We start from the raw sequence: 18,484 nt of genomic DNA on the forward strand, positions 1-18,484 counted from the left end.
TGAGCAGGCAGACGAGGTGGCACCGTCTTTGGTCACCCTTCCGACGAAGGAGGGCGCATGATCGAGCAGGAGGTCCGTACGCCGACCCCGCGGACCGGCGGGGTGCGCGCGGTGCGCGGCCGGCGGGCGCTGGCCATCGGCCTCGGCGTCTTCGCCGCCCTCATCGCGCTGCGGCTGATCACCGGCGAGACCGACATCACCTCCAGCGGCACCATGAGCGCGACGCTCGCCCTCGCCGTGCCGATCGGGATGGCCGCGATGGGCGGCCTGTGGTCCGAACGTTCCGGCGTGGTCAACATCGGCCTCGAGGGCATGATGGTCTTCGGCACCTGGGGTGCGGCCTTCGCGTCGTACTTCAGCGGCAGTCCCTGGCTGGGCCTGCTCGGCGGGATCATCGCCGGAGCGGTGGGCGGCCTGCTGCACGCGGTGGCGACCGTGACGTTCGGCGTCGACCACATCGTCTCCGGCGTCGCGATCAACATTCTGGCGCCGGGCGTCACGCGTTACCTGTCGGACCTGCTCTTCACGCATGAGACCGGCGGCGGGGCCACCCAGTCGCCGCCGCTGCCGGACTTCCCCACGTGGAGCGTGCCCGGCGTCGGCGGCCCGCTGGGCGACCTCGAGAAGCACCACTGGTTCCTGATCTCCGACCTCGCCGGTCTCGTCCGCGGGCTCCTGACGAACCTGTCCCCGGTCACGCTCGTCGCGGCCGCGCTCATTCCCATCTCGTTCTTCCTGCTGTGGCGTACGGCGTTCGGCCTGCGGCTGCGGTCCTGCGGGGAGAACCCGCTCGCCGCCGAGTCGCTGGGCGTGAAGGTCTACACGATGAAGTACGCGGCGGTCGTGATCTCCGGGGCGTTCGCCGGAATCGGCGGGACGTTCCTGGCCATGGTGGCGTCCTCCAACTACCAGGAGGGCCAGGTCAACGGGCGAGGCTTCATCGGCCTCGCCGCCATGATCTTCGGCAACTGGCGTCCGGGCGGCGTCGCGGCGGGCGCGGGCCTGTTCGGGTACACCGACGCGCTGCAACTGCGCGGCGGCGCCGGGGCGGTGCACGCCATGCTCCTCCTGCTCGGCGTCGGCCTCCTGGTCCTGGCCGGCTGGCACGCCTACGGGCGCCGGATGGTCACGGCGGTCGTCTCGGTGGTCGTGGCGGTCGGCCTGCTCGCGTGGTTCTTCCTGACCAAGGAGCTGCCGCGGGAGATCGTCACCTACAGCCCGCACATCACGACGCTGCTGGTGCTGGCCTTCGCGGCGCAGCGGCTGCGCATGCCGGCCGCCGACGGGCTGCGCTACCGTCGCGGAGGGGGACACTGATGGCCGACATCGACTGGGAGGCCCTGCGGGAGGCGGCCCGTGCGGCGATGGCGAAGGCCTACGCGCCGTACTCCGACTTCCCCGTGGGCGCCGCCGGGCTGACCGACGACGGCCGCATCGTCTCCGGCTGCAACGTGGAGAACGCCTCGTACGGCGTCGGCCTCTGCGCGGAGTGCGGCCTCGTCTCGGACCTGTACGGCAGCGGCGGCGGCCGGCTGGTCGCCGTCGCCGTCGTGGGCCGCGACGGCGCGCCGCTCATGCCGTGCGGGCGCTGCCGCCAACTGCTGTGGGAGCACGGCGGTCCCGGCATGCTGCTGGAGACCGTCCGTGGCATCCGGCCGATGCGCGAGGTGCTGCCCGACGCCTTCGGCCCCGACGATCTGGAGAACCGAGCGTGACCTTCGACGCCGTCGACGTCATCCGTACGAAGCGGAACCGCGGGGAGCTGTCCGACGCGCAGATCGACTGGACGATCGACGCGTACACCAGGGGCGTCATCGCCGACGAGCAGATGTCCGCCCTCGCGATGGCGATCCTGCTCAACGGCATGACCCGGCGGGAGGTCGCCCGCTGGACCGACGCGATGCTCCGCTCCGGCGAGCGGATGGACTGGTCCGGGCTGAGCCGCCCCACGACGGACAAGCACTCCACCGGCGGCGTCGGCGACAAGATCACGCTGCCGCTGGCGCCGACGGTGGCCGCCTGCGGCGCGGCCGTCCCGCAGCTGTCCGGGCGCGGCCTCGGCCACACCGGCGGCACCCTCGACAAGCTCGAGTCGATCCCGGGCTGGCGGGCGTCGCTGTCCAACGAGGAGATGCTGTCGGTCCTCGACCAGGCGGGCGCGGTGGTGTGCGCGGCCGGGTCGGGCCTGGCCCCCGCCGACCGCAAGCTGTACGCCCTGCGCGACGTCACCGGCACGGTCGAGTCGATCCCGCTGATCGCCAGCTCGATCATGTCCAAGAAGATCGCGGAGGGCACGGGCGCGCTCGTCCTGGACGTCAAGGCCGGCTCCGGGGCGTTCATGAAGAGTGTCGAGGACGCCCGCGAGCTGGCCCGGACGATGGTCGACATCGGCACCGACCACGGCGTGAAGACGGTCGCGCTGCTGACCGCGATGGACACCCCGCTCGGCCGTATGGTCGGCAACGCCCTCGAGGTCGACGAGTCCGTCGAGGTCCTGGCGGGCGGCGGACCGGACGACGTCGTCGAGCTGACCGTCGCCCTGGCCCGCGAGATGCTGGCCGCGGCGGGCCTGACGGACGCCAAGGACCCGGCCGACGCACTTCGCGACGGCTCGGCGATGGACGCCTGGCGGCGCATGATCAGCGCCCAGGGCGGCGACCCGGACGCCCCGCTCCCGGTCGCGAAGGAGACCCACGAGGTCCTGGCGACGGAGTCCGGCGTGCTGGCCCGGCTCGACGCCTACGGCGTCGGCGTCGCGGCCTGGCGCCTCGGCGCCGGACGGGCCCGCAAGGAGGACCCGGTGGCCCACGCGGCGGGCATCGTCCTGCACGCCAAACCCGGCGACACCGTACGGGCGGGGCAGCCGCTGATGACCCTCCACGCGGACGACCCGGGCCGCTTCGAGCGCGCGCTGACCGCCCTCGAGGGGACGTTCGAGGTGTCCTCCGCAGCGGTCACCCGCGGGCCGCTGCTGATCGACCGGATCGCCTGATCGGCCCTGGTCAGCGGTTGCCGGTGGAAGCGGCGGCGGCGATGAGGATGATGACGAGGGCCACGAGCGCCAGGACGATGAACGCCGTGCCGATCGCGCCCATCACGACGCCCGCCGTCGCCTGACCGTCGCCGCCGAGGTACCCGCCGCTCTCGCGGATCCGCCGCTTGGCCGAAATGCCCATGAACAGCGCGATGGGGGCCAGCAGGCCGCACAGCACGAGCCCGAGGATGCCGAGGACCATCGAGGTCGTCGCTCCACTGTCATCCTGTGGGGGCGGCGGAGCCGGATACTGGTACATGACGGCACCATAGAGGAACGCCGCCGTCGACCGCCTGTCCGGCATCGGCCGAGTCAGGTGCGGCCGGTTGACCCGCGCCTTACTCCTCGGGACGCTGAACGATGATCTTTCGTCGGCGTCCGGGGAGCGGCTGATGCGGCACAAGTTGATGATCGTCCTTGCCGGTGCGACCGGCCTGCTGGCCGGGGCGCTGCCGGCCGCGGCGGCCGAGCGCGCCGCTCCGCCCCACGTGGTGATCCGGGACGGCGTGACCCAGCCGGCCTTCTCCTTCCAGGACGCCATCCGCCAGACCGTCTACGTCGAGACGCCGGTCGACAGCGACCACGACGGCAAGAAGGACCGGGTCGCGGTGTTCGTGACCCGCCCCAAGGAGACCGACGCCGGCCTGAAGGTCGCCTCGATCCTCGAGGGCAGCCCGTACTTCAGCGGCACCATCGACGACCCGTACCACCCGGCCGACGTCACCGACTACCCGCGGCTCGCGCCCTGGTCGCCGTCGACCGCGCCCTGGACGCCGCCGAACTACAACAGGGTCTACTACGACAACTACTTCGTCTCGCGCGGTTACGCCGTCCTGGCCGCCAGCACGCTGGGCACCGGCGAGTCCGACGGCTGCCCCGGAGCGGTCAGCCCCGCCGAGACCACGGCCATGAAGACGGTCGTCGAGTGGCTGACCGGCAAGGCCAGGGCGTACGCCGCCGACGGCAGCCCCGTCACGGCCGGTTGGTCGACGCACAACGTCGCGATGGCCGGCAAGTCCTACGACGGCACCCTCCCGCTCGCCACCGCGTCCACCGGCGTCGCGGGCCTGAAGACCGTCGTGTCGATCTCCGGCGTCGCGAGCTGGTACGACTACTACCGGGGCAACGGCGAGGTGATCGCCCCCGGCGGATACGAGGGTGAGGACGCCGACCTGCACGCCAAGGTCGTGCTGACCCGCAAGAACCCGGCCGCCTGCACCGCCGCCATGCACGAGATCGAGAAGCGCATGGACCGCGTCAGCGGCGACTACAACGCCTTCTGGGACGAGCGGAACTTCGCCGAGAAGGCGGGCCGGTTCAAGGCGAGCGTCCTCGTCACCGGCGGCCTGAACGACTGGAACGTCAAGCCGAACCAGTTCCTCAACCTCTGGCAGGCCCTCGGCCGCGCCGGAGTCGCGCGCAAGCTGTGGATCCACCAGGCCGAGCACGACGACCCGATCGACGTGCGCGGGCAGGCCTGGCTCGACACGGCGAACCGGTGGTTCGCGCACTGGCTGTACGGCGTTCCCAACGGGGTCATGTCCGAGCCGAAGGTCGACCTCGAGCGCTCGCCGGGCCAGTGGACGACCGCCGCGGACTGGCCGGCGCCCGGCGCCCGCCCGGTCACCCTGAGCCTGGGCGGCGGCCAGCCCGGCACGCTCGGCGCGGCGGCGACCAGCGGACGCCAGGGCTTCGTCGACGCGCCCGCCCGCACGGCCGAGCAGCTCACCGCCGAGCCCGGCAAGGCGGACCCGAACCGCCTGATCTACCTCACCCCGAAGCTGTCCAAGGGCCTGCGGCTCAGCGGCACTCCCGAGATCCGGGTGAACGCCTCGGTGGACGGCCGGTCGCCGTACCTGTCGGCGCTGCTCGTCGACTACGGGACGGACACCCGCTTCGCCGACTTCGCCGCCACCGACCAGAAGTGGTGCTTCGGCGACAGCATTCCGACCGACCCGGGCTGCCGGACCGTGAAGAAGTACGTCACCAAGGAGACGCCGTACCAGATCGTCACGCGCGGCTGGCTGGACGTGCGCAACCGCCACTCCGCGTCCCGGACGGAGCCGATCACGCCCGGCCGGACGTACGCCTTCGACTGGAAGCTGGTGCCGTACGACTACGTCTTCAAGCCCGGACACCGGATCGGCCTCGTGATCATGGCCACCGACCACGACTACACGTTGCGGTACCCGGCGGGCACGAAGGTCTCCGTCCGCCTCGGCGGCTCGACCCTGCGACTGCCCCTCACGACCGGCTGAACGCCGCCGTACGGGCCCCTCAGCGCCGCGCCGAGGGGCCCGTACGGCGATGGGAGGGGCGTACGGCGGGTAATGTGCGAGGCGTGACGAACCGCCCTGTGCTCGACGACATCCGGCGGGCCCCCAAGGTGCTCCTCCACGATCACCTCGACGGTGGCCTGCGGCCGGAGACCATCGTGGACCTCGCCCGCGAGACGGGCTACGACGCGCTTCCCACGACCGACCCCGGCGCGCTGCGCACGTGGTTCGCCGAGGCGTCCGACTCCGGCTCGCTGGAGCGCTACCTGGAGACGTTCGACCACACCGTCGGCGTCATGCAGACCGCCGAGGCCCTCACCCGCGTCGCGTACGAGTGCGCCGAGGACCTGGCCAAGGACGGCATCGTCTACGCCGAGGTCCGCTACGCGCCCGAGCAGCACACGCGCAACGGCCTGACGCTGAACCAGGTCGTCGAGGCGGTGCTGAAGGGGTTCGCCGACGGCGGCCGGGACCACGGCATCCGGGTCGGCACGCTGCTCACCGCGATGCGGCACCAGGCCCGCAGCATGGAGATCGCCGAGCTGGCCGTCCGCTACCGCGACGAGGGCGTGGTCGGCTTCGACATCGCCGGCGCGGAGGCGGGATACCCGCCCACCCGGCACCTCGACGCGTTCGAGTACCTCCAGCGCGAGAACGCGCACTTCACCATCCACGCGGGCGAGGCGTTCGGCCTGCCGTCCATCTGGCAGGCCATCCAGTGGTGCGGCGCCGACCGGCTCGGCCACGGTGTGCGCATCATCGACGACATCGCCGAGCGCGACGCGGAGAGCCCCCGGCTCGGCCGGCTCGCGGCCTACGTCCGGGACAAGCGCATCCCGCTGGAGATGTGCCCCAGCTCCAACGTCCAGACCGGCGCGGCCAAGTCCATCGCCGAGCACCCCATCGGGCTGCTCCGCCGTCTCTACTTCCGGGTGACCGTCAACACCGACAACCGGCTGATGAGCGGCACCACGCTGTCGGAGGAGTTCGCCAAGCTCGTCGAGGCGTTCGACTACGGCTGGGACGACCTGCAGTGGTTCACGGTCAACGCCATGAAGTCCGCCTTCATCGGTTTCGACGAGCGCCTCGAGCTGATCAACGGCGTCATCAAGCCGGGGTTCGCGCAGCTGAAGTGGCGATCGCACTCGTGACCGCCGCCGTGTTCCCGAAGACGCCGGCGGGCGCGAAGATGTTCCGGCCGCCGGCCGCGCGTTTCTTCGGCTGGGCCTGGATGGTCTTCGCCGCCGCGAACCTCGTCGACATCATCTGGCGAGGTGACGACGCCGCCTCGCTGGTCGCCGCGACCATCATGATCCTCGGCTGCGGCATCGCGTACGTCGTCGGGCTCCGGCCCCGCATCGTCGCCGACGACGAGGCCGTCCGCTTCCACAACCTGGTCCGCGACGTGCGGGTGCCGTGGGGCGCGGTCGAGCGGATCGAGGGCGGCGACGCCGTGTACGTCCACGCCGGCGGGCGCCGGTTCCGGGCGTTCGTCCTGCAGATCTCCCCGCGCAACCGCGCGCGCATGGAGGCCAAGGCCCGCCGCGAGGAGCGGAAACTGCCCGACAGCGTCGCCGAGTACGTCCGGGGACGCACGCAGACCGACTACGCGGTCGAGCAGTTGCGGGAGATGTCCGAGGAGCAGTCCCGCCGTCCGCCGACGGGAGCGACCGAACCGGCAGTGACCTGGGCGTGGCCCGCCATCGTCGCGGTGACCGTGCCGGCCGCGGCCTTCCTCGCGGCCGTCGTCATCGCCCTGGCCTGACACCGGCGACGAGAGCGGGGCGCCCGCTCAGGCGGGTCATCGCCTCCACCGCTGGGCCCGGATCGCCCGCTGTTACCCGTCTCCTGGCGGGCTGTTCCAGTTCGCCGCAATGCGAGCTATTTCGGCCTCAAGGAGGGGCCGGACGACGTCCTCGACGGTGCGGTGGGAGATCTCGGCATACGCCCAGACCCACTCGACGAGTTCGGCAGGCAACTCGAGAGTCAACCGGCGTGTGCCGGAGCCGGAACGAGACGTGGGCATGAGAGTCCCCTTCCACTCCCAGCCATGATCGCATCCGGTTACGGAGAATGCCGAAGCCGCTTCGGGCGGGGTGCGTGGAGGGCCGGGCGAAGCCCGGCACCGGGGCTTCCAGGGAGTCGCCCCCTGGACAGACACCAGAAAACGGCGAAGCCGCTTCGGACGGGCGCGGAGGGCCGGGCGAAGCCCGGCACCGGGGGTTCCAGGGGGTCGTCCCCCTGGGCTAGCAGCAGAAATGGCGAAGCCGCCCCGAAGGGCGGCGAGCACAACAATCCGAGAGCGGACGACGGGATTCGAACCCGCGACCCTCACCTTGGCAAGGTGATGCTCTACCAACTGAGCCACGTCCGCGTGACCCCCTAAGAATACCGGATCCGGGGACTAGACGAGTCCAGCGTCGTGGGCGAGGAGGGCGACCTGGACGCGGTTGTTGAGTTCGAGCTTGGCCAGGAGGCGGGAGACGTGGGCCTTGACGGTGGCGACGCTCATGTAGAGGTCGGAGCTGATCTCGGCGTTCGACTTGCCCTGGCCGATGGCGACGACGACCTCGCGCTCGCGGTCGCTGAGGCGGGCGAGGCGTTCCTCGGCGGGGTTGTGGCGGGTGTGGGCGACGTGGGCGATCAGGCGGCGGGTGACGCTGGGGGAGAGGATCGGTTCGCCGGCGGTGACGCGCCGGATGGCGTTGATGATCTCGCCCGGCGGGGTGTCCTTGAGCAGGAAGCCTGCCGCGCCCGCCCGCAGCGCGCGCAGGACGTGCTCGTCGGCGTCGAACGTGGTCAGGATGACGATCTCGGGGGCGCCGTCGCGGGCGCGGAGGGCCTCGGTCGCGGCGAGACCGTCCATGCGCGGCATCCGGATGTCCATGAGGACGACGTCCGGTGCGTGTTCGGCGACGAGCGCGGCGACCTCGGAGCCGTCGCCGGCCTCCGCGACGATCCGCAGATCGTCGGCTCCGGCGAGCATCATCGACAGGCCCGCACGGACCAATGCGTCATCGTCGACGATCAGCACGCGAATGGTCACGGGCACACAGTAACGGGGCTCGGTGCGTGGCGGTGTGACGGATGGGTGAGGTGCCGGGCGGACCGCTGGATGTCAGTGGGCCCGACCCGGACTCCGCCGCGCCGGCTCCGCTCCGAGTGTTACGGATTCTCACCGATCTGGGCTCACTGTCACCGTCGTCTGCCACAGTGTGCCGCTAAACGATCATGTACGCGGAAAGCATCCCCCCGAGGTTAGGCGTTCACGCCGGACGCGCCGGCTCGGGTCGGTCCTCGCGCCAGGGCAGCCATGCCCGGACGAGGAACTCCCCGTCCGGCGTCGGCCCGTGTTCGAGGCGTCCTCCGGACAGCGTGGCGCGTTCGGCCAGGCCGATCAGTCCCGTACCCGAGCCCGGGATCCCCGACGCGGCGTTGACCAGCGGGTTGCGCACGTCGATCGTGAGGTCGGCGCCCGCGGACCCGTCGACGACCACGCTCACCGTGGCGTCCGGGGCGTGCTTGCGGGCGTTCGTGAGCGCCTCCTGGACGGTGCGGTAGGCACTGCGTCCGATGCCGGTGGGCACGGCGCCCAGGTCGGGCAGCCGGTTCTCGTACCGCACCGCCATGCCGGCGCGCCGCGACTCGTCGATGAGCGTGGGCAGGTCGGCGATGTTCGGCTGGGGGCGCTCCGGGGTGTCCTCCGTCCCGTCCTCACGGAGCACGCCGATCACCTCGCGCAGGTCCTGCAGCGCCTGGTGGGCGCTGGCCCGGATCACGCCCGCCGCCTTCGCGATCTCCTCCGAAGGCGCGCCGGGACGGAACTCCAGAGCACCGGCGTGCACGCTCAGCAGGGAGATGCGGTGGGCGAGCACGTCGTGCATCTCCCGGGCGATCCGCGCGCGCTCCTGGTGCCGGGCCTGCTTCACGCGGAGCTGTTGCTCGGACTCGGCCCGCAGGGCGCGCTCGTGTAGGGACAGGATGAGCTGCCGCCGCGCCCGGACGAACATCCCCCAGGCGACGACCCCCGCGACGATGATGACGGTGAATACGGCCCCGCTCCCGACCTCGGACCAGTAGGACTTCTTCGGGTCGGGGAACGTGGCCCCGTAAACCACGCCGACGGCCAGATGCACCAGCGCGACAAATGCCACCGTGCGGAAACGCCGGTGCACGGCGACCGTGAACAGGGCGATGCATGCCGCGCCGGTGACCATCGCGGAGACCAGGCCCAGCAGGCCCAGGACGACCCCGAGTTCGACCGGGCGGCGCCGGCGCATCCACAGTGCCAGGCAGCCCAGCGCGCCGACGATCACGTCGGGGAGCCGAGGCGGGTGACCGGGCGGGGGAGATCCCTGGGTGGTGAGGAACAACACGAGTGTCCCGAACAGCACCGCCAGGACGAAGCAGGCGATGTCCACCGCCCAGTCGCGGGCGGACCGCCGGACTCGCCGCGTCGGTTCAGGCGCGACGAGGAGGGCGGGCAGGAGGGACGGGTGGTCAGGGCGGGACACCGCCATACCGCTCATGGGAGTCAACCGTAGATTCTCGCGGGGCGGAGCGGCATCGGCCGAAAGTCGACGCCGGTACGACCTCGGTCGGAAGCGACCGGGACCGGGCGTCGACGTCCCGGGACCATCACCGGCATGGCAGGGCGTCGACGGGCCGGGATCATCACCGTCATGCCGGGATGTCCGTCCTGGCATGACGACGGCCTTGTCCGGCGCGGCGATGGCCGTGTTCGGCGTGGCGACGGTCTCGTCCGGCGACGGGGGCGGCTCACCGGGCCGGCGGGTCACAGCCCGAGGACGCCCGCCAGGTCGGCGCGGAGCGCTGCCAGCGCGGTGTCGGCCCTCGCACGGGCGCCGGCGACCGAGGCGGTCACCGGCTCGACGACCTCGAGGTAGCACTTGAGCTTCGGCTCGGTGCCGGACGGGCGGACGACGACGCGGCCCCCCTCGGACAGGCGGAAGCGCAGACCGTCCGTCGGCGGCAGGCCGCCCAGCCCGGCGGACAGGTCGTCCACCGCCGTGACCGTACGGCCGCCGAGGCGGTCGGGCGGCGTCGCGCGCAGCCGGGCCATGGCGTCCGCGATGAGAGACAGGTCCGCGACGCGTACCGACAGCTGGGAGGTCGCGTGCAGGCCGTACCGGCGCGCCTGGTCGTCGAGGAGGTCGATGAGCGTACGGCCCTCGGCCTTCGCCTCGGCGGCCAGCGCGGCGACGGCGAGCGCAGCGCCGATGCCGTCCTTGTCGCGTACGGGCACACCGTCGTCGCCGCCGACGCAGTAGCCCAGGGCCTCCTCGTAGCCGTACACGAGGCGGTCGCGGGCGGTGCCCGCCTTCATGATCCACTTGAACCCGGTCAGCGACTCGGCGTAGCGGACGCCGTGCGCCGCCGCGATCTTGCCGAGCAGTGACGAGGACACGATCGTCGTGACGACGAGCCGGTCGGCGCCGTCCGTGTGCCGCAGCACGTGCTCGGCCAGCAGCCCGCCGACCTCGTCCCCGGTCAGCAGCCGCCCGCCGACGGCCACGGCGCAGCGGTCGGCGTCCGGGTCGTTCGCGATCACCAGGTCGTGGCCCTTGCCCAGTTCGAGGGCCAGGTCCATCGCGCCGGGCTCTTCCGGGTTGGGGAAGGCCACGGTCGGGAAGTCCGGGTCGGGTCGTTCCTGTTCGGCGACGACGTCCGGGATCGGGAAGCCGCTCCACTCGAACGCGCGGCGCAGCACCTCCCCGCCCACCCCGTGCAGCGGCGTGTACGCGATGGACACGTCCCGCGCGGAGCCCAGCGGCAGCCGTGCCAGCGACCGGAAGTAGGCGTCGACGATGCCGTCGTCGAGGACCTTCCAGTCGGCGCCGCGCGGCAGCTCGTCGACCCGTCCGACGGCGTCGATGGCGCGGGAGATCTCCGTGTCGAGCGGCGGGATGATCTGCGCGCCGTCGCCCCAGTAGACCTTGTAGCCGTTGTCGCGCGGCGGGTTGTGGCTGGCGGTCACCATGACGCCGGCGTCGGCGCCCAGGTGGCGGACGGCGTATGCGAGGACGGGCGTCGGCAGCGGCCGCGGCATCAGGTGGACCGTGAGACCGGCCCCGGCGAGCACGGCCGCGGAGTCCTCGGCGAACGCGTCGGACTTGTGCCGCGCGTCGAACCCGATCACGACGGTGCCGCCGTTGCCGGCCCGCTCGAAGCGCTCCGCCGCGTCATCGGAGGTCAGGACGGCGGCGAGACCGGCGGCGGCTCGCATCACCGTCACCCGGTTCATCCGGTTGGGGCCGGCGCCGAGCTCCCCGCGCAGACCCGCCGTGCCGAACTCCAGCTTGGCCCCGAACCGCTCGGCCAGCGCCGCCTCGTCGTCCAGCAGCGCCCGCAGCTCCTCCCGGGTCTCCGGGTCGGGGTCCTGGGCCAGCCATTCCGCGGCCTGACGCCGGTAACCGTCGCTCACCTGGTCCTCCGATCCGTCGCCTACAGGGCCCGGAGGGCCTTGCCCAGGAGCGCGCCCATCCGCTCGGCGGCGGCCCGCCCGGCGGCCAGCACCTCAAGGTGGTCCAGCGGCTCTCCGGTCAGCCCGGCGGCGATGTTCGTCACCAGGGAGATGCCCAGCACGTCGGCGCCGCCCTCCCGGGCCGCGATCGTCTCCAGGACCGTGGACATGCCGACCAGGTCCGCGCCGAGCGTGCGCAGCATGCGGATCTCGGCCGGCGTCTCGTACGACGGGCCGGGCAGCGCGGCGTAGACGCCCTCGGCCAGCGACGGGTCGATCTCCTTGACGAGGGACCGCAGGGCCGGGGAGTACGCCTCGGTCAGATCGACGAAGGTCGGCCCGGTGATCGGGTTGTGGCCGGTGAGGTTCAGGTGGTCGGAGATCAGCACCGGGTCGCCGACCTTCTGCCACTCCGGGCGGGTGCCGCCCGCGGCGTTCGTGAGCACGACCGTCTTGACCCCGGCGGCCAGCGCGGTGCGGACGCCGTGCACGACCGGCTGCACGCCCCGGCCCTCGTACAGGTGGGTGCGGCCGAGGAAGATCAGCGCGCGTTTGGTCCCCACCTCGACGACGCGGACCGCGCCCGCGTGGCCGGGCACGCCGGGCTCGGCGAAGCCGGGAAGCTCGGTCACGGGGATCTCGTCGGCGGGCGCGCCGAGGGCGTCGGCGGCCGGAACCCAGCCGGACCCCATGACGAGGGCGACGTCGAAGGAGTCGGCGGCGAGGCGTCGCTTCAGGACGTCGGCCGCTGATCGGGCCAGCTCGTAGGCGTCATTGCTCACAAGCGCACAGATTACCCACGCCGCGTACTAGTCAGTCGCCACGGACAGGTGCACAGGTCCTTTCGGCCGTCGAGCGATGTGCCGGGACGGCTGTACGGGTCCGTTCAGTCGCCGAGCGACTTGCACGGACGGGTGCGCAGGTCCTTGACGTAGTCGTCGGGCGCCCCGGCCTTCTCCGCGGAGTCCGCGAGGATGCCGAGATACCGGGCCGACGGGAGGCCGCCCTCGTAGGCGTCGAGGACGTAGAGCCAGGCGAGGACGTCGCCGTCGAGGGTGGCGATCCGCACGCGGATCTTGCGGTAGACGCCGAGGGCCGCCCCCTCCCACTCGTCGAGCGCCTGCTCGTCGGCGTCCGGAACGTCGTACAGCACGACGAAGACGTGCTCGTCCGCGTCCTCGGCCACTGTCGCGAGGGCGCCTTCGAAGCCGACGTTCTCTCCGCCGAAGGTCAACCGCCAGCCCTTGAGCCAGCCGGTGGTGCGCAGGGGCGAGTGCGGTGCCCGCTGCGCCATCTGTGCGGGATCCATGTTGGAGGCGTACGCCGCGTACAAGGCCACGGTCGCCCAGCGTACGGGCTGCGGGGACGCGACGGCGCGTCAACCCCGGGAGTGCGGAAGAATGACCGATATGACAAGCGTAGCCATCATCGGAGGCGGCCCCGGCGGCTACGAATCCGCCCTGGTCGCGGCACAACTCGGCGCCGACGTCACGCTGATCGAGCGGGACGGGTCCGGCGGGGCCTGCGTCCTGACGGACTGCGTGCCGTCCAAAACCCTCATCGCGACCTCGACCCGGATGGCGGTCCTGTCGGAGTCGGCGTCCCTCGGCGTGCGGTTCTCCGGTGGCGGCGACGGCGAGGTCGGCGGGCCGGAGGTCGACCTCCCGCTCGTGAACAAGCGGGTCAAGGAGCTGGCCTGGGCCCAGTCCGCCGACATCGAGAAGCGGGTCGCGGACGAGGGCGTGCGGATCATCCGCGGCGAGGCCCGCCTCGTCGACCCGCAGATCGTGGCGGTCGGCGACGAGCGGGTCCACGCCGACGTCGTGCTCATCGCCACCGGCGCGACGCCGCGCGTGCTGCCCGGCGCGGAGCCCGACGGCGAGCGCATCCTCAACTGGCGTCAGCTGTACGACCTGCCGGAGCTGCCGGAGGACCTGATCGTGGTCGGCTCCGGCGTCACCGGCGCGGAGTTCGCCAACGCGTACCTCGCACTCGGTTCGCGTGTCACGCTCGTGTCGTCCCGCGACCACGTCCTGCCCAACGAGGACGAGGACGCCGCGCGGGTCCTGGAGGAGGTCTTCCAGCGGCGCGGCATGAACCTCCTGGCCCGTTCCCGGGCGGCGGGGGTGAAGCGCGTCGGCGACAGCGTCGAGGTGACGCTCACCGACGGCCGTACGGTCAGCGGCTCCCACTGCCTCATGACGGTCGGCATGGAGCCGAACACGCGGGGGCTCGGGCTGGAAGAGGCCGGCGTACGGCTGGACGACTGCGGGTTCATCCAGGTCGACAAGGTCTCCCGCACCTCCGCGCCGCACGTGTACGCCGCGGGGGACTGCACCGGCGTGCTGATGCTCGCCTCGGTCGCCGCCATGCAGGGCCGCATCGCGATGTGGCACGCCCTCGGCGAGGCCGTCCAGCCGCTCAAGCTCGGCTGGGTGGCGGCCAACATCTTCACCGACCCGGAGGTCGCCACGGTCGGCGTCTCCCAGGCGCAGATCGACTCCGGCGAGGTCCCGGCCCGCATCGTGAAGCTGCCGCTCGCCACCAACCCGCGCGCGAAGATGCAGGGCTTCCTTGATGGTTTCGTGAAGCTGTTCTGCCGGCCGGCGACCGGCATCGTGCTCGGCGGCGTGATCGTCGCGCCCCGGGCCAGCGAGCTGATCCTCGGCCTGTCGATGGCCGTGCAGCAGCACCTGACCGTCGACCAGGTCGCGCACACGTTCGCCGTCTACCCGTCGGTGTCCGGCAGCATCACCGAGGCCGCCCGCCGCCTCATGCAGGAGTCGGCCTACTAGCGCCTGTCCCGAAGTCCCGCTGTCCTACTGCGCGGACGGGACTTCGCGACAGGCCCTGAGAGGTTCGGCCAGGGACGGTCCCCGTCGTCGGCGGGGCCGTGGCCTGATCGTGCCCTCCGGGTGGACGTGAAGACGGCGGGTCCGGGCAAAGGTTTCGGAACCTGTCGAGTTACCCGCATATTAATTCCTTTGTCCTCCCTTGGCAGTTGCCTTCCAGCGCCTTATGGTTCAGTGCAATGCCACATCGTACTGGAGGGCTCGATGTCATTTGGGCAGCTCAGGACGCATGCGCGCGATCGAGCGGGAGTGGTGCGAACCACTACGGGGGCTGTCCGGCCGGTCTCCGGGGTGCGCATCACCGGCGGTCTACTGCGGCAGTGGCAGGACCGGAATCGGCACGCGACGATCCCTCACGTCATCGAGCAGCTGCGCGCCGCCGGCAACGTCGACAACCTGAGGCGCCTGCTCGTCGCCGACCCGCCGGTCTATCGCGGGCGCTACCCCTTTCTCGACACCGACCTGTACAAGACGCTCGAGGGCCTGGCGTACGAGATCGGAGCGGGCCACGCGGATGAGGGTGCGCGCGCGTTCTTCGACGAGATCGTCGGGTTGCTGCGGCGGGTCCAGGCGGAGGACGGCTATCTGAACTCGTTCTTCCAGGACCCGGCGGCGGCCAAGAAGCCCTGGGAGGACCTGACCTGGGGGCATGAGCTCTACAACCTCGGCCACCTGATCCAGGCGGCCGTCGCCGCGAACCGGCGGATGGGCGACGACCGGCTGCTCGCGGTGGCGATCAGGTTCGCCGATCTGGTCGTGCGCCGGTTCGGCGAGGGTGCGGAGGAGGCCGTCTGCGGCCACCCCGAGGTCGAGATGGCTCTCGTCGAGCTCTACCGGGAGACCGGCGATCGTGACTACCTGACGCAGGCCGGCCTGTTCGTGGACCGGCGCGGGCGCGGGTACCTCGAACACGGCATCATGCCGCCCGAGTACTTCCAGGACCACCTGCCCTTCCGCGACCTGCCGTCGGTCACGGGGCACGCGGTCCGCATGGCCTATCTGGCCGCCGGGGCGACCGACGTCCACCTGGAGACGGGCGACCGGCCCCTCCTCGAGGCGCTCGTCAGGCTCTGGGACGACATGGTCGCCACCAAGCTCTACCTGACCGGCGGGCTCGGCAGCCGGCACTCCGACGAGGCCGTCGGCGACCGGTACGAACTGCCCTCCGAACGCGCGTACAGCGAGACGTGCGCCGCCATCGCCACGATGCAGTGGGCCTGGCGCATGTTCCTGGCCACCGGCGGGGCGAAGTACCTCGACGTCTTCGAGCGCGTGCTCTTCAACGCGTACGCGGTGGGGCTGTCCGCCGACGGCAGGGCGTTCTTCTACGACAACCCGCTCCAGCGTCGCCCCGACCACGAGCAGCGGAGCGGCGCCGAGGCCGGCGGGGAGCCGCTACGGCGGTCGTGGTTCGGCTGCCCGTGCTGCCCGCCGAACGTGGTCCGGGTGATGGCGCAGCTGGGCGACCATGTGGCCGCCGAGCGCGACGACGCCCTCTTCCTCGCCCTTTACGCCGAGGGGCGGGTCGAGACGGCGGACCTCGCGCTGACCGTCGAGACGGCCTACCCCTGGAACGGCGACGTGAGGGTGACGATCGATCGTGCTCCCGGCCGTCCGTACGCGCTCAAGCTACGCATCCCGGCCTGGGCGCGCGACGCCACGCTGGACGGCGAGGCGGCCGCGGCCGAGGACGGCTGGCTGACCGTCGAGCGGGAGTGGGCCGAGGGCGACGAGTTCCGCCTCGGCCTGCCGATGCCGGTGCGCGGTCACGTCTCGCACCCGTACCTGGACGCGACGCGCGGCGCGATCGGCGTCGCCCGCGGCCCACTGGTCTACTGCGTCGAGCAGCAGGACTCGCCGGCCTCAGTGGACGACCTGGTCCTCTCGGCCGCCGAGGTGCTCGACGCGAAGATCGCGGAGCCGGAGGGTGAACTGCGCGGCGCGGTCGCCCTCCGCATGACGGCAGGTGTCGCGCCCCCGCCGTCACCGGAGCTGTATCCGGAGCTCACCGCCGAGCCTTCAGCCGGCGCGGAGGCCGAGAAGGTCCCCGTCACCTTCGTTCCGTACTTCCTGTGGGGCAATCGCGGGCCTGAGGCCATGCGCGTCTGGCTCCGGGCCAAGTGATCTGGTGAGTCCGTTCTTCGAAAGAAGGCCAAATGAGGAAACCTACGACTATCGCGGGTGTCGCGGCGTTCAGCCTGCTGGCGGCGCTCACGGCGTGCCGAGGCGGCGGGGCCACGGCCGGTGGTGCGTCCGGTGTATCGGGCACTCCCGCCACCGGCGGCACCGTCCACTTCCTGACCAAGACGGACTTCTCTCACCTGGATCCGGGGCTGGGCTTCGACGGCGGGGTCAACAACTTCTACCGGCTCATCTACCGCGGCCTGACCACCTTCGCTTCGGGCCCGGAAGCCGCGGGCGGGAAGGTCGTCCCCGACCTGGCGACCGACCTGGGAGCGTCGTCGGATAACGCCAAGACCTGGACGTTCCACCTCAAGGACGGCCTGACCTTCGAGAACGGGAGCCCGATCGACAGCTCGGCCGTGAAGTTCGGCGTCGAGCGTGCGTGGGACCCCGAGATGGGCGGCTCGCCGTATCCCCGGCTGCTGGTCGACGCGCCCAAGGACTACAAGGGCCCGTACCAGTCCGGCGACCTGAACACGATCGAGACGCCGGACGCGAAGACGGTCGTCTTCCACCTGAAAAAGCCGTTCGCGGACTTCCCGAGCGCGCTGGCGATGCCCAACTTCTTCCCGGTCCCCAAGGGAACCGGCGCCGCGCACGCCTTCGACACCAAGCCGATCGCCTCCGGTCCGTACAAGGTGGCGAGCTACGTCCACGGAACCTCGCTCAAGCTGGTCCGCAACCCGCAGTGGAAGGCGTCGACGGACAGCGTCCGCACGGCCAAACCGGACGCGTGGGAATGGACCTTCGGCCTCGACGGCGCCACGATCGACGAACGCATGCTCGCCGGGCAGGGCGCCGACGCCGACGCCATCGCCGACAAGATCCAGACGGCGACCCTGTCGCGGATCCAGACGCCGCAGCTGAAGGCGCGCACGCTGAGCGGGTTCATGGGCTGCACCACCTACCTGGCGATGAACACCACCCGCAAGCCCCTGAACGACCTTCGGGTGCGGCAGGCCATCGAGTACGCGATCAACAAGGACACGATCGTCGCCGCGTTCGGCGGCTCGCAGCTCGCTGCCAAGGGGACCGCGATCCAGCCGCCGATCATGAAGGGTCGCTCCGAGTACGACCCCTATCCGTACAACCCGGAGAAGGCCAAACAACTGCTCGCGGAGGCGGGCCTGTCCGGGGGGTTCTCCCTCACCTTGGACACCCGCCCGGTGGCCGTGCAGACGGCGCTGGCGGTCGCGATCCAGGAGGCGCTGAAGCCGCTGAAGATCAATGTCAAGATCAACAACATCGACGCGTCGACGTTCTACGAGGTGATCGCCACCAAGTCCAAGGAGCACGACCTGCCGCTCACCGGCTGGTGCCCCGACTGGTCGTCGGGTCTGACCTTCCTGCCCCCGCTGTTCGACGGGCGCGGCATCACCCCGACCGCCAACAGCAACCTGGCGCAGATCAATGACGACGCGATCAACAAGCGGATCGACCAGATCGCGGCCATGACGAACGCGGACGCCGCCGACGCGGCGTACGGCGACCTGGACAAGCAGATCATGGCGCAGGCCCCGATCGTGCCGCTGGCCTACGAGAAGACCGCCCTCATCGCCGGCGCCAACATCGCCGGAGCGCGCCTGTCCAGCGCGACGTTCTCCGGTGGCATCGACCTGGTCACGGTCGGCCTCAAGGACGCGGGCAAGTAGGC

15 protein-coding genes and 1 tRNA gene are annotated in these 18,484 nt (G+C 71.5%); 9 read left to right on the top strand and 7 right to left on the bottom strand.

Features of this window, described 5'->3' with window-relative positions; genetic code table 11:
- Positions 1-57 precede the first annotated feature (57 nt).
- The 3 genes from ACYVF7_RS07805 to ACYVF7_RS07815 are packed head-to-tail and all read left to right on the top strand — an operon-like array spanning position 58 to position 2,992.
- Positions 58-1,317 carry an ABC transporter permease gene (locus ACYVF7_RS07805; RefSeq protein ID WP_460337022.1) on the top strand — a complete coding sequence of 420 codons (1,260 nt, stop codon included), beginning with the start codon at positions 58-60 and terminating at the stop codon, positions 1,315-1,317.
- The gene (locus ACYVF7_RS07810; protein WP_460337025.1) at positions 1,317-1,715 is read left to right on the top strand and encodes a cytidine deaminase; all 399 of its coding nucleotides are present in this window, start codon (positions 1,317-1,319) and stop codon (positions 1,713-1,715) included. Before ACYVF7_RS07805 ends, ACYVF7_RS07810 begins: the two co-directional genes overlap by 1 nt.
- Positions 1,712-2,992, top strand: coding sequence for a thymidine phosphorylase (locus ACYVF7_RS07815; protein ID WP_460337028.1), 1,281 nt, complete (start codon positions 1,712-1,714; stop codon positions 2,990-2,992). The genes ACYVF7_RS07810 and ACYVF7_RS07815 overlap by 4 nt, the downstream gene beginning before the upstream one ends.
- A 10-nt stretch (positions 2,993-3,002) precedes the next feature.
- Here ACYVF7_RS07815 and ACYVF7_RS07820 read toward each other — a convergent pair whose 3' ends face one another.
- Positions 3,003-3,293: a DUF4190 domain-containing protein gene (locus ACYVF7_RS07820; protein WP_460337030.1), complete on the bottom strand. Its 291-nt coding sequence runs from the start codon at positions 3,291-3,293 to the stop codon at positions 3,003-3,005.
- A 133-nt stretch (positions 3,294-3,426) separates the two neighbouring features.
- Here ACYVF7_RS07820 and ACYVF7_RS07825 point away from each other — a divergent pair, with 133 nt between their 5' ends.
- The 3 genes from ACYVF7_RS07825 (at position 3,427) to ACYVF7_RS07835 (ending at position 7,075) form a co-directional block, all read left to right on the top strand.
- A complete protein-coding gene (locus tag ACYVF7_RS07825; protein WP_460337033.1) occupies positions 3,427-5,292 on the top strand; it encodes a Xaa-Pro dipeptidyl-peptidase in 1,866 nt (621 codons plus the stop codon).
- An 83-nt stretch (positions 5,293-5,375) separates the two neighbouring features.
- Positions 5,376-6,461, top strand: a complete 1,086-nt coding sequence (locus ACYVF7_RS07830) for an adenosine deaminase (protein ID WP_460337036.1) — start codon at positions 5,376-5,378, stop codon at positions 6,459-6,461.
- Entirely contained in the window at positions 6,443-7,075 is a 633-nt protein-coding gene (locus tag ACYVF7_RS07835; RefSeq protein WP_460337039.1) for a hypothetical protein, read from the top strand. Before ACYVF7_RS07830 ends, ACYVF7_RS07835 begins: the two co-directional genes overlap by 19 nt.
- A 536-nt stretch (positions 7,076-7,611) precedes the next feature.
- Here ACYVF7_RS07835 and ACYVF7_RS07840 read toward each other — a convergent pair.
- The 6 genes from ACYVF7_RS07840 to ACYVF7_RS07865 form a co-directional block, all read right to left on the bottom strand.
- A tRNA-Gly gene (locus ACYVF7_RS07840) sits at positions 7,612-7,684 on the bottom strand.
- A 30-nt stretch (positions 7,685-7,714) separates the two neighbouring features.
- On the bottom strand, positions 7,715-8,356 hold the full coding sequence (locus tag ACYVF7_RS07845; protein ID WP_460337042.1) for a response regulator: 642 nt from the start codon (positions 8,354-8,356) through the stop codon (positions 7,715-7,717).
- A 220-nt stretch (positions 8,357-8,576) separates the two neighbouring features.
- A complete protein-coding gene (locus tag ACYVF7_RS07850) occupies positions 8,577-9,839 on the bottom strand; it encodes a sensor histidine kinase (protein ID WP_460337045.1) in 1,263 nt (420 codons plus the stop codon).
- 266 nt (positions 9,840-10,105) lie between these two features.
- Entirely contained in the window at positions 10,106-11,755 is a 1,650-nt protein-coding gene (locus ACYVF7_RS07855; RefSeq protein WP_460337048.1) for a phospho-sugar mutase, read from the bottom strand.
- A 20-nt stretch (positions 11,756-11,775) separates the two neighbouring features.
- On the bottom strand, positions 11,776-12,576 hold the full coding sequence (locus ACYVF7_RS07860; RefSeq protein WP_460337050.1) for a purine-nucleoside phosphorylase: 801 nt from the start codon (positions 12,574-12,576) through the stop codon (positions 11,776-11,778).
- Between the two features lie 104 nt (positions 12,577-12,680).
- Complete coding sequence (locus ACYVF7_RS07865) at positions 12,681-13,133, bottom strand: gamma-glutamylcyclotransferase (RefSeq protein WP_460337053.1); 453 nt, start codon at positions 13,131-13,133, stop codon at positions 12,681-12,683.
- 70 nt (positions 13,134-13,203) lie between these two features.
- Here ACYVF7_RS07865 and ACYVF7_RS07870 point away from each other — a divergent pair, with 70 nt between their 5' ends.
- The 3 genes from ACYVF7_RS07870 to ACYVF7_RS07880 all read left to right on the top strand — a co-directional run bounded on the left by ACYVF7_RS07870 (position 13,204) and on the right by ACYVF7_RS07880 (position 18,482).
- The gene (locus ACYVF7_RS07870) at positions 13,204-14,589 is read left to right on the top strand and encodes an NAD(P)H-quinone dehydrogenase (protein WP_460337056.1); all 1,386 of its coding nucleotides are present in this window, start codon (positions 13,204-13,206) and stop codon (positions 14,587-14,589) included.
- A 309-nt stretch (positions 14,590-14,898) separates the two neighbouring features.
- The gene (locus ACYVF7_RS07875) at positions 14,899-16,770 is read left to right on the top strand and encodes a glycoside hydrolase family 127 protein (RefSeq protein ID WP_460337059.1); all 1,872 of its coding nucleotides are present in this window, start codon (positions 14,899-14,901) and stop codon (positions 16,768-16,770) included.
- Between the two features lie 32 nt (positions 16,771-16,802).
- The gene (locus ACYVF7_RS07880; protein WP_460337062.1) at positions 16,803-18,482 is read left to right on the top strand and encodes an ABC transporter substrate-binding protein; all 1,680 of its coding nucleotides are present in this window, start codon (positions 16,803-16,805) and stop codon (positions 18,480-18,482) included.
- Positions 18,483-18,484 lie beyond the last annotated feature (2 nt).

It is taken from the genome of Actinoallomurus acanthiterrae (genome assembly GCF_054775715.1).

Coding starts and splice junctions, on each gene's coding strand:
- ACYVF7_RS07805 (WP_460337022.1), top strand. CDS start 58: ATGATCGAGCAGGAGGTCCGTACGCCGACCCCGCGGACCGGCGGGGTG.
- ACYVF7_RS07820 (WP_460337030.1), bottom strand. CDS start 3,293: ATGTACCAGTATCCGGCTCCGCCGCCCCCACAGGATGACAGTGGAGCG.
- ACYVF7_RS07825 (WP_460337033.1), top strand. CDS start 3,427: ATGCGGCACAAGTTGATGATCGTCCTTGCCGGTGCGACCGGCCTGCTG.
- ACYVF7_RS07880 (WP_460337062.1), top strand. CDS start 16,803: ATGAGGAAACCTACGACTATCGCGGGTGTCGCGGCGTTCAGCCTGCTG.
- ACYVF7_RS07810 (WP_460337025.1), top strand. CDS start 1,317: ATGGCCGACATCGACTGGGAGGCCCTGCGGGAGGCGGCCCGTGCGGCG.
- ACYVF7_RS07870 (WP_460337056.1), top strand. CDS start 13,204: ATGACAAGCGTAGCCATCATCGGAGGCGGCCCCGGCGGCTACGAATCC.
- ACYVF7_RS07850 (WP_460337045.1), bottom strand. CDS start 9,839: ATGAGCGGTATGGCGGTGTCCCGCCCTGACCACCCGTCCCTCCTGCCC.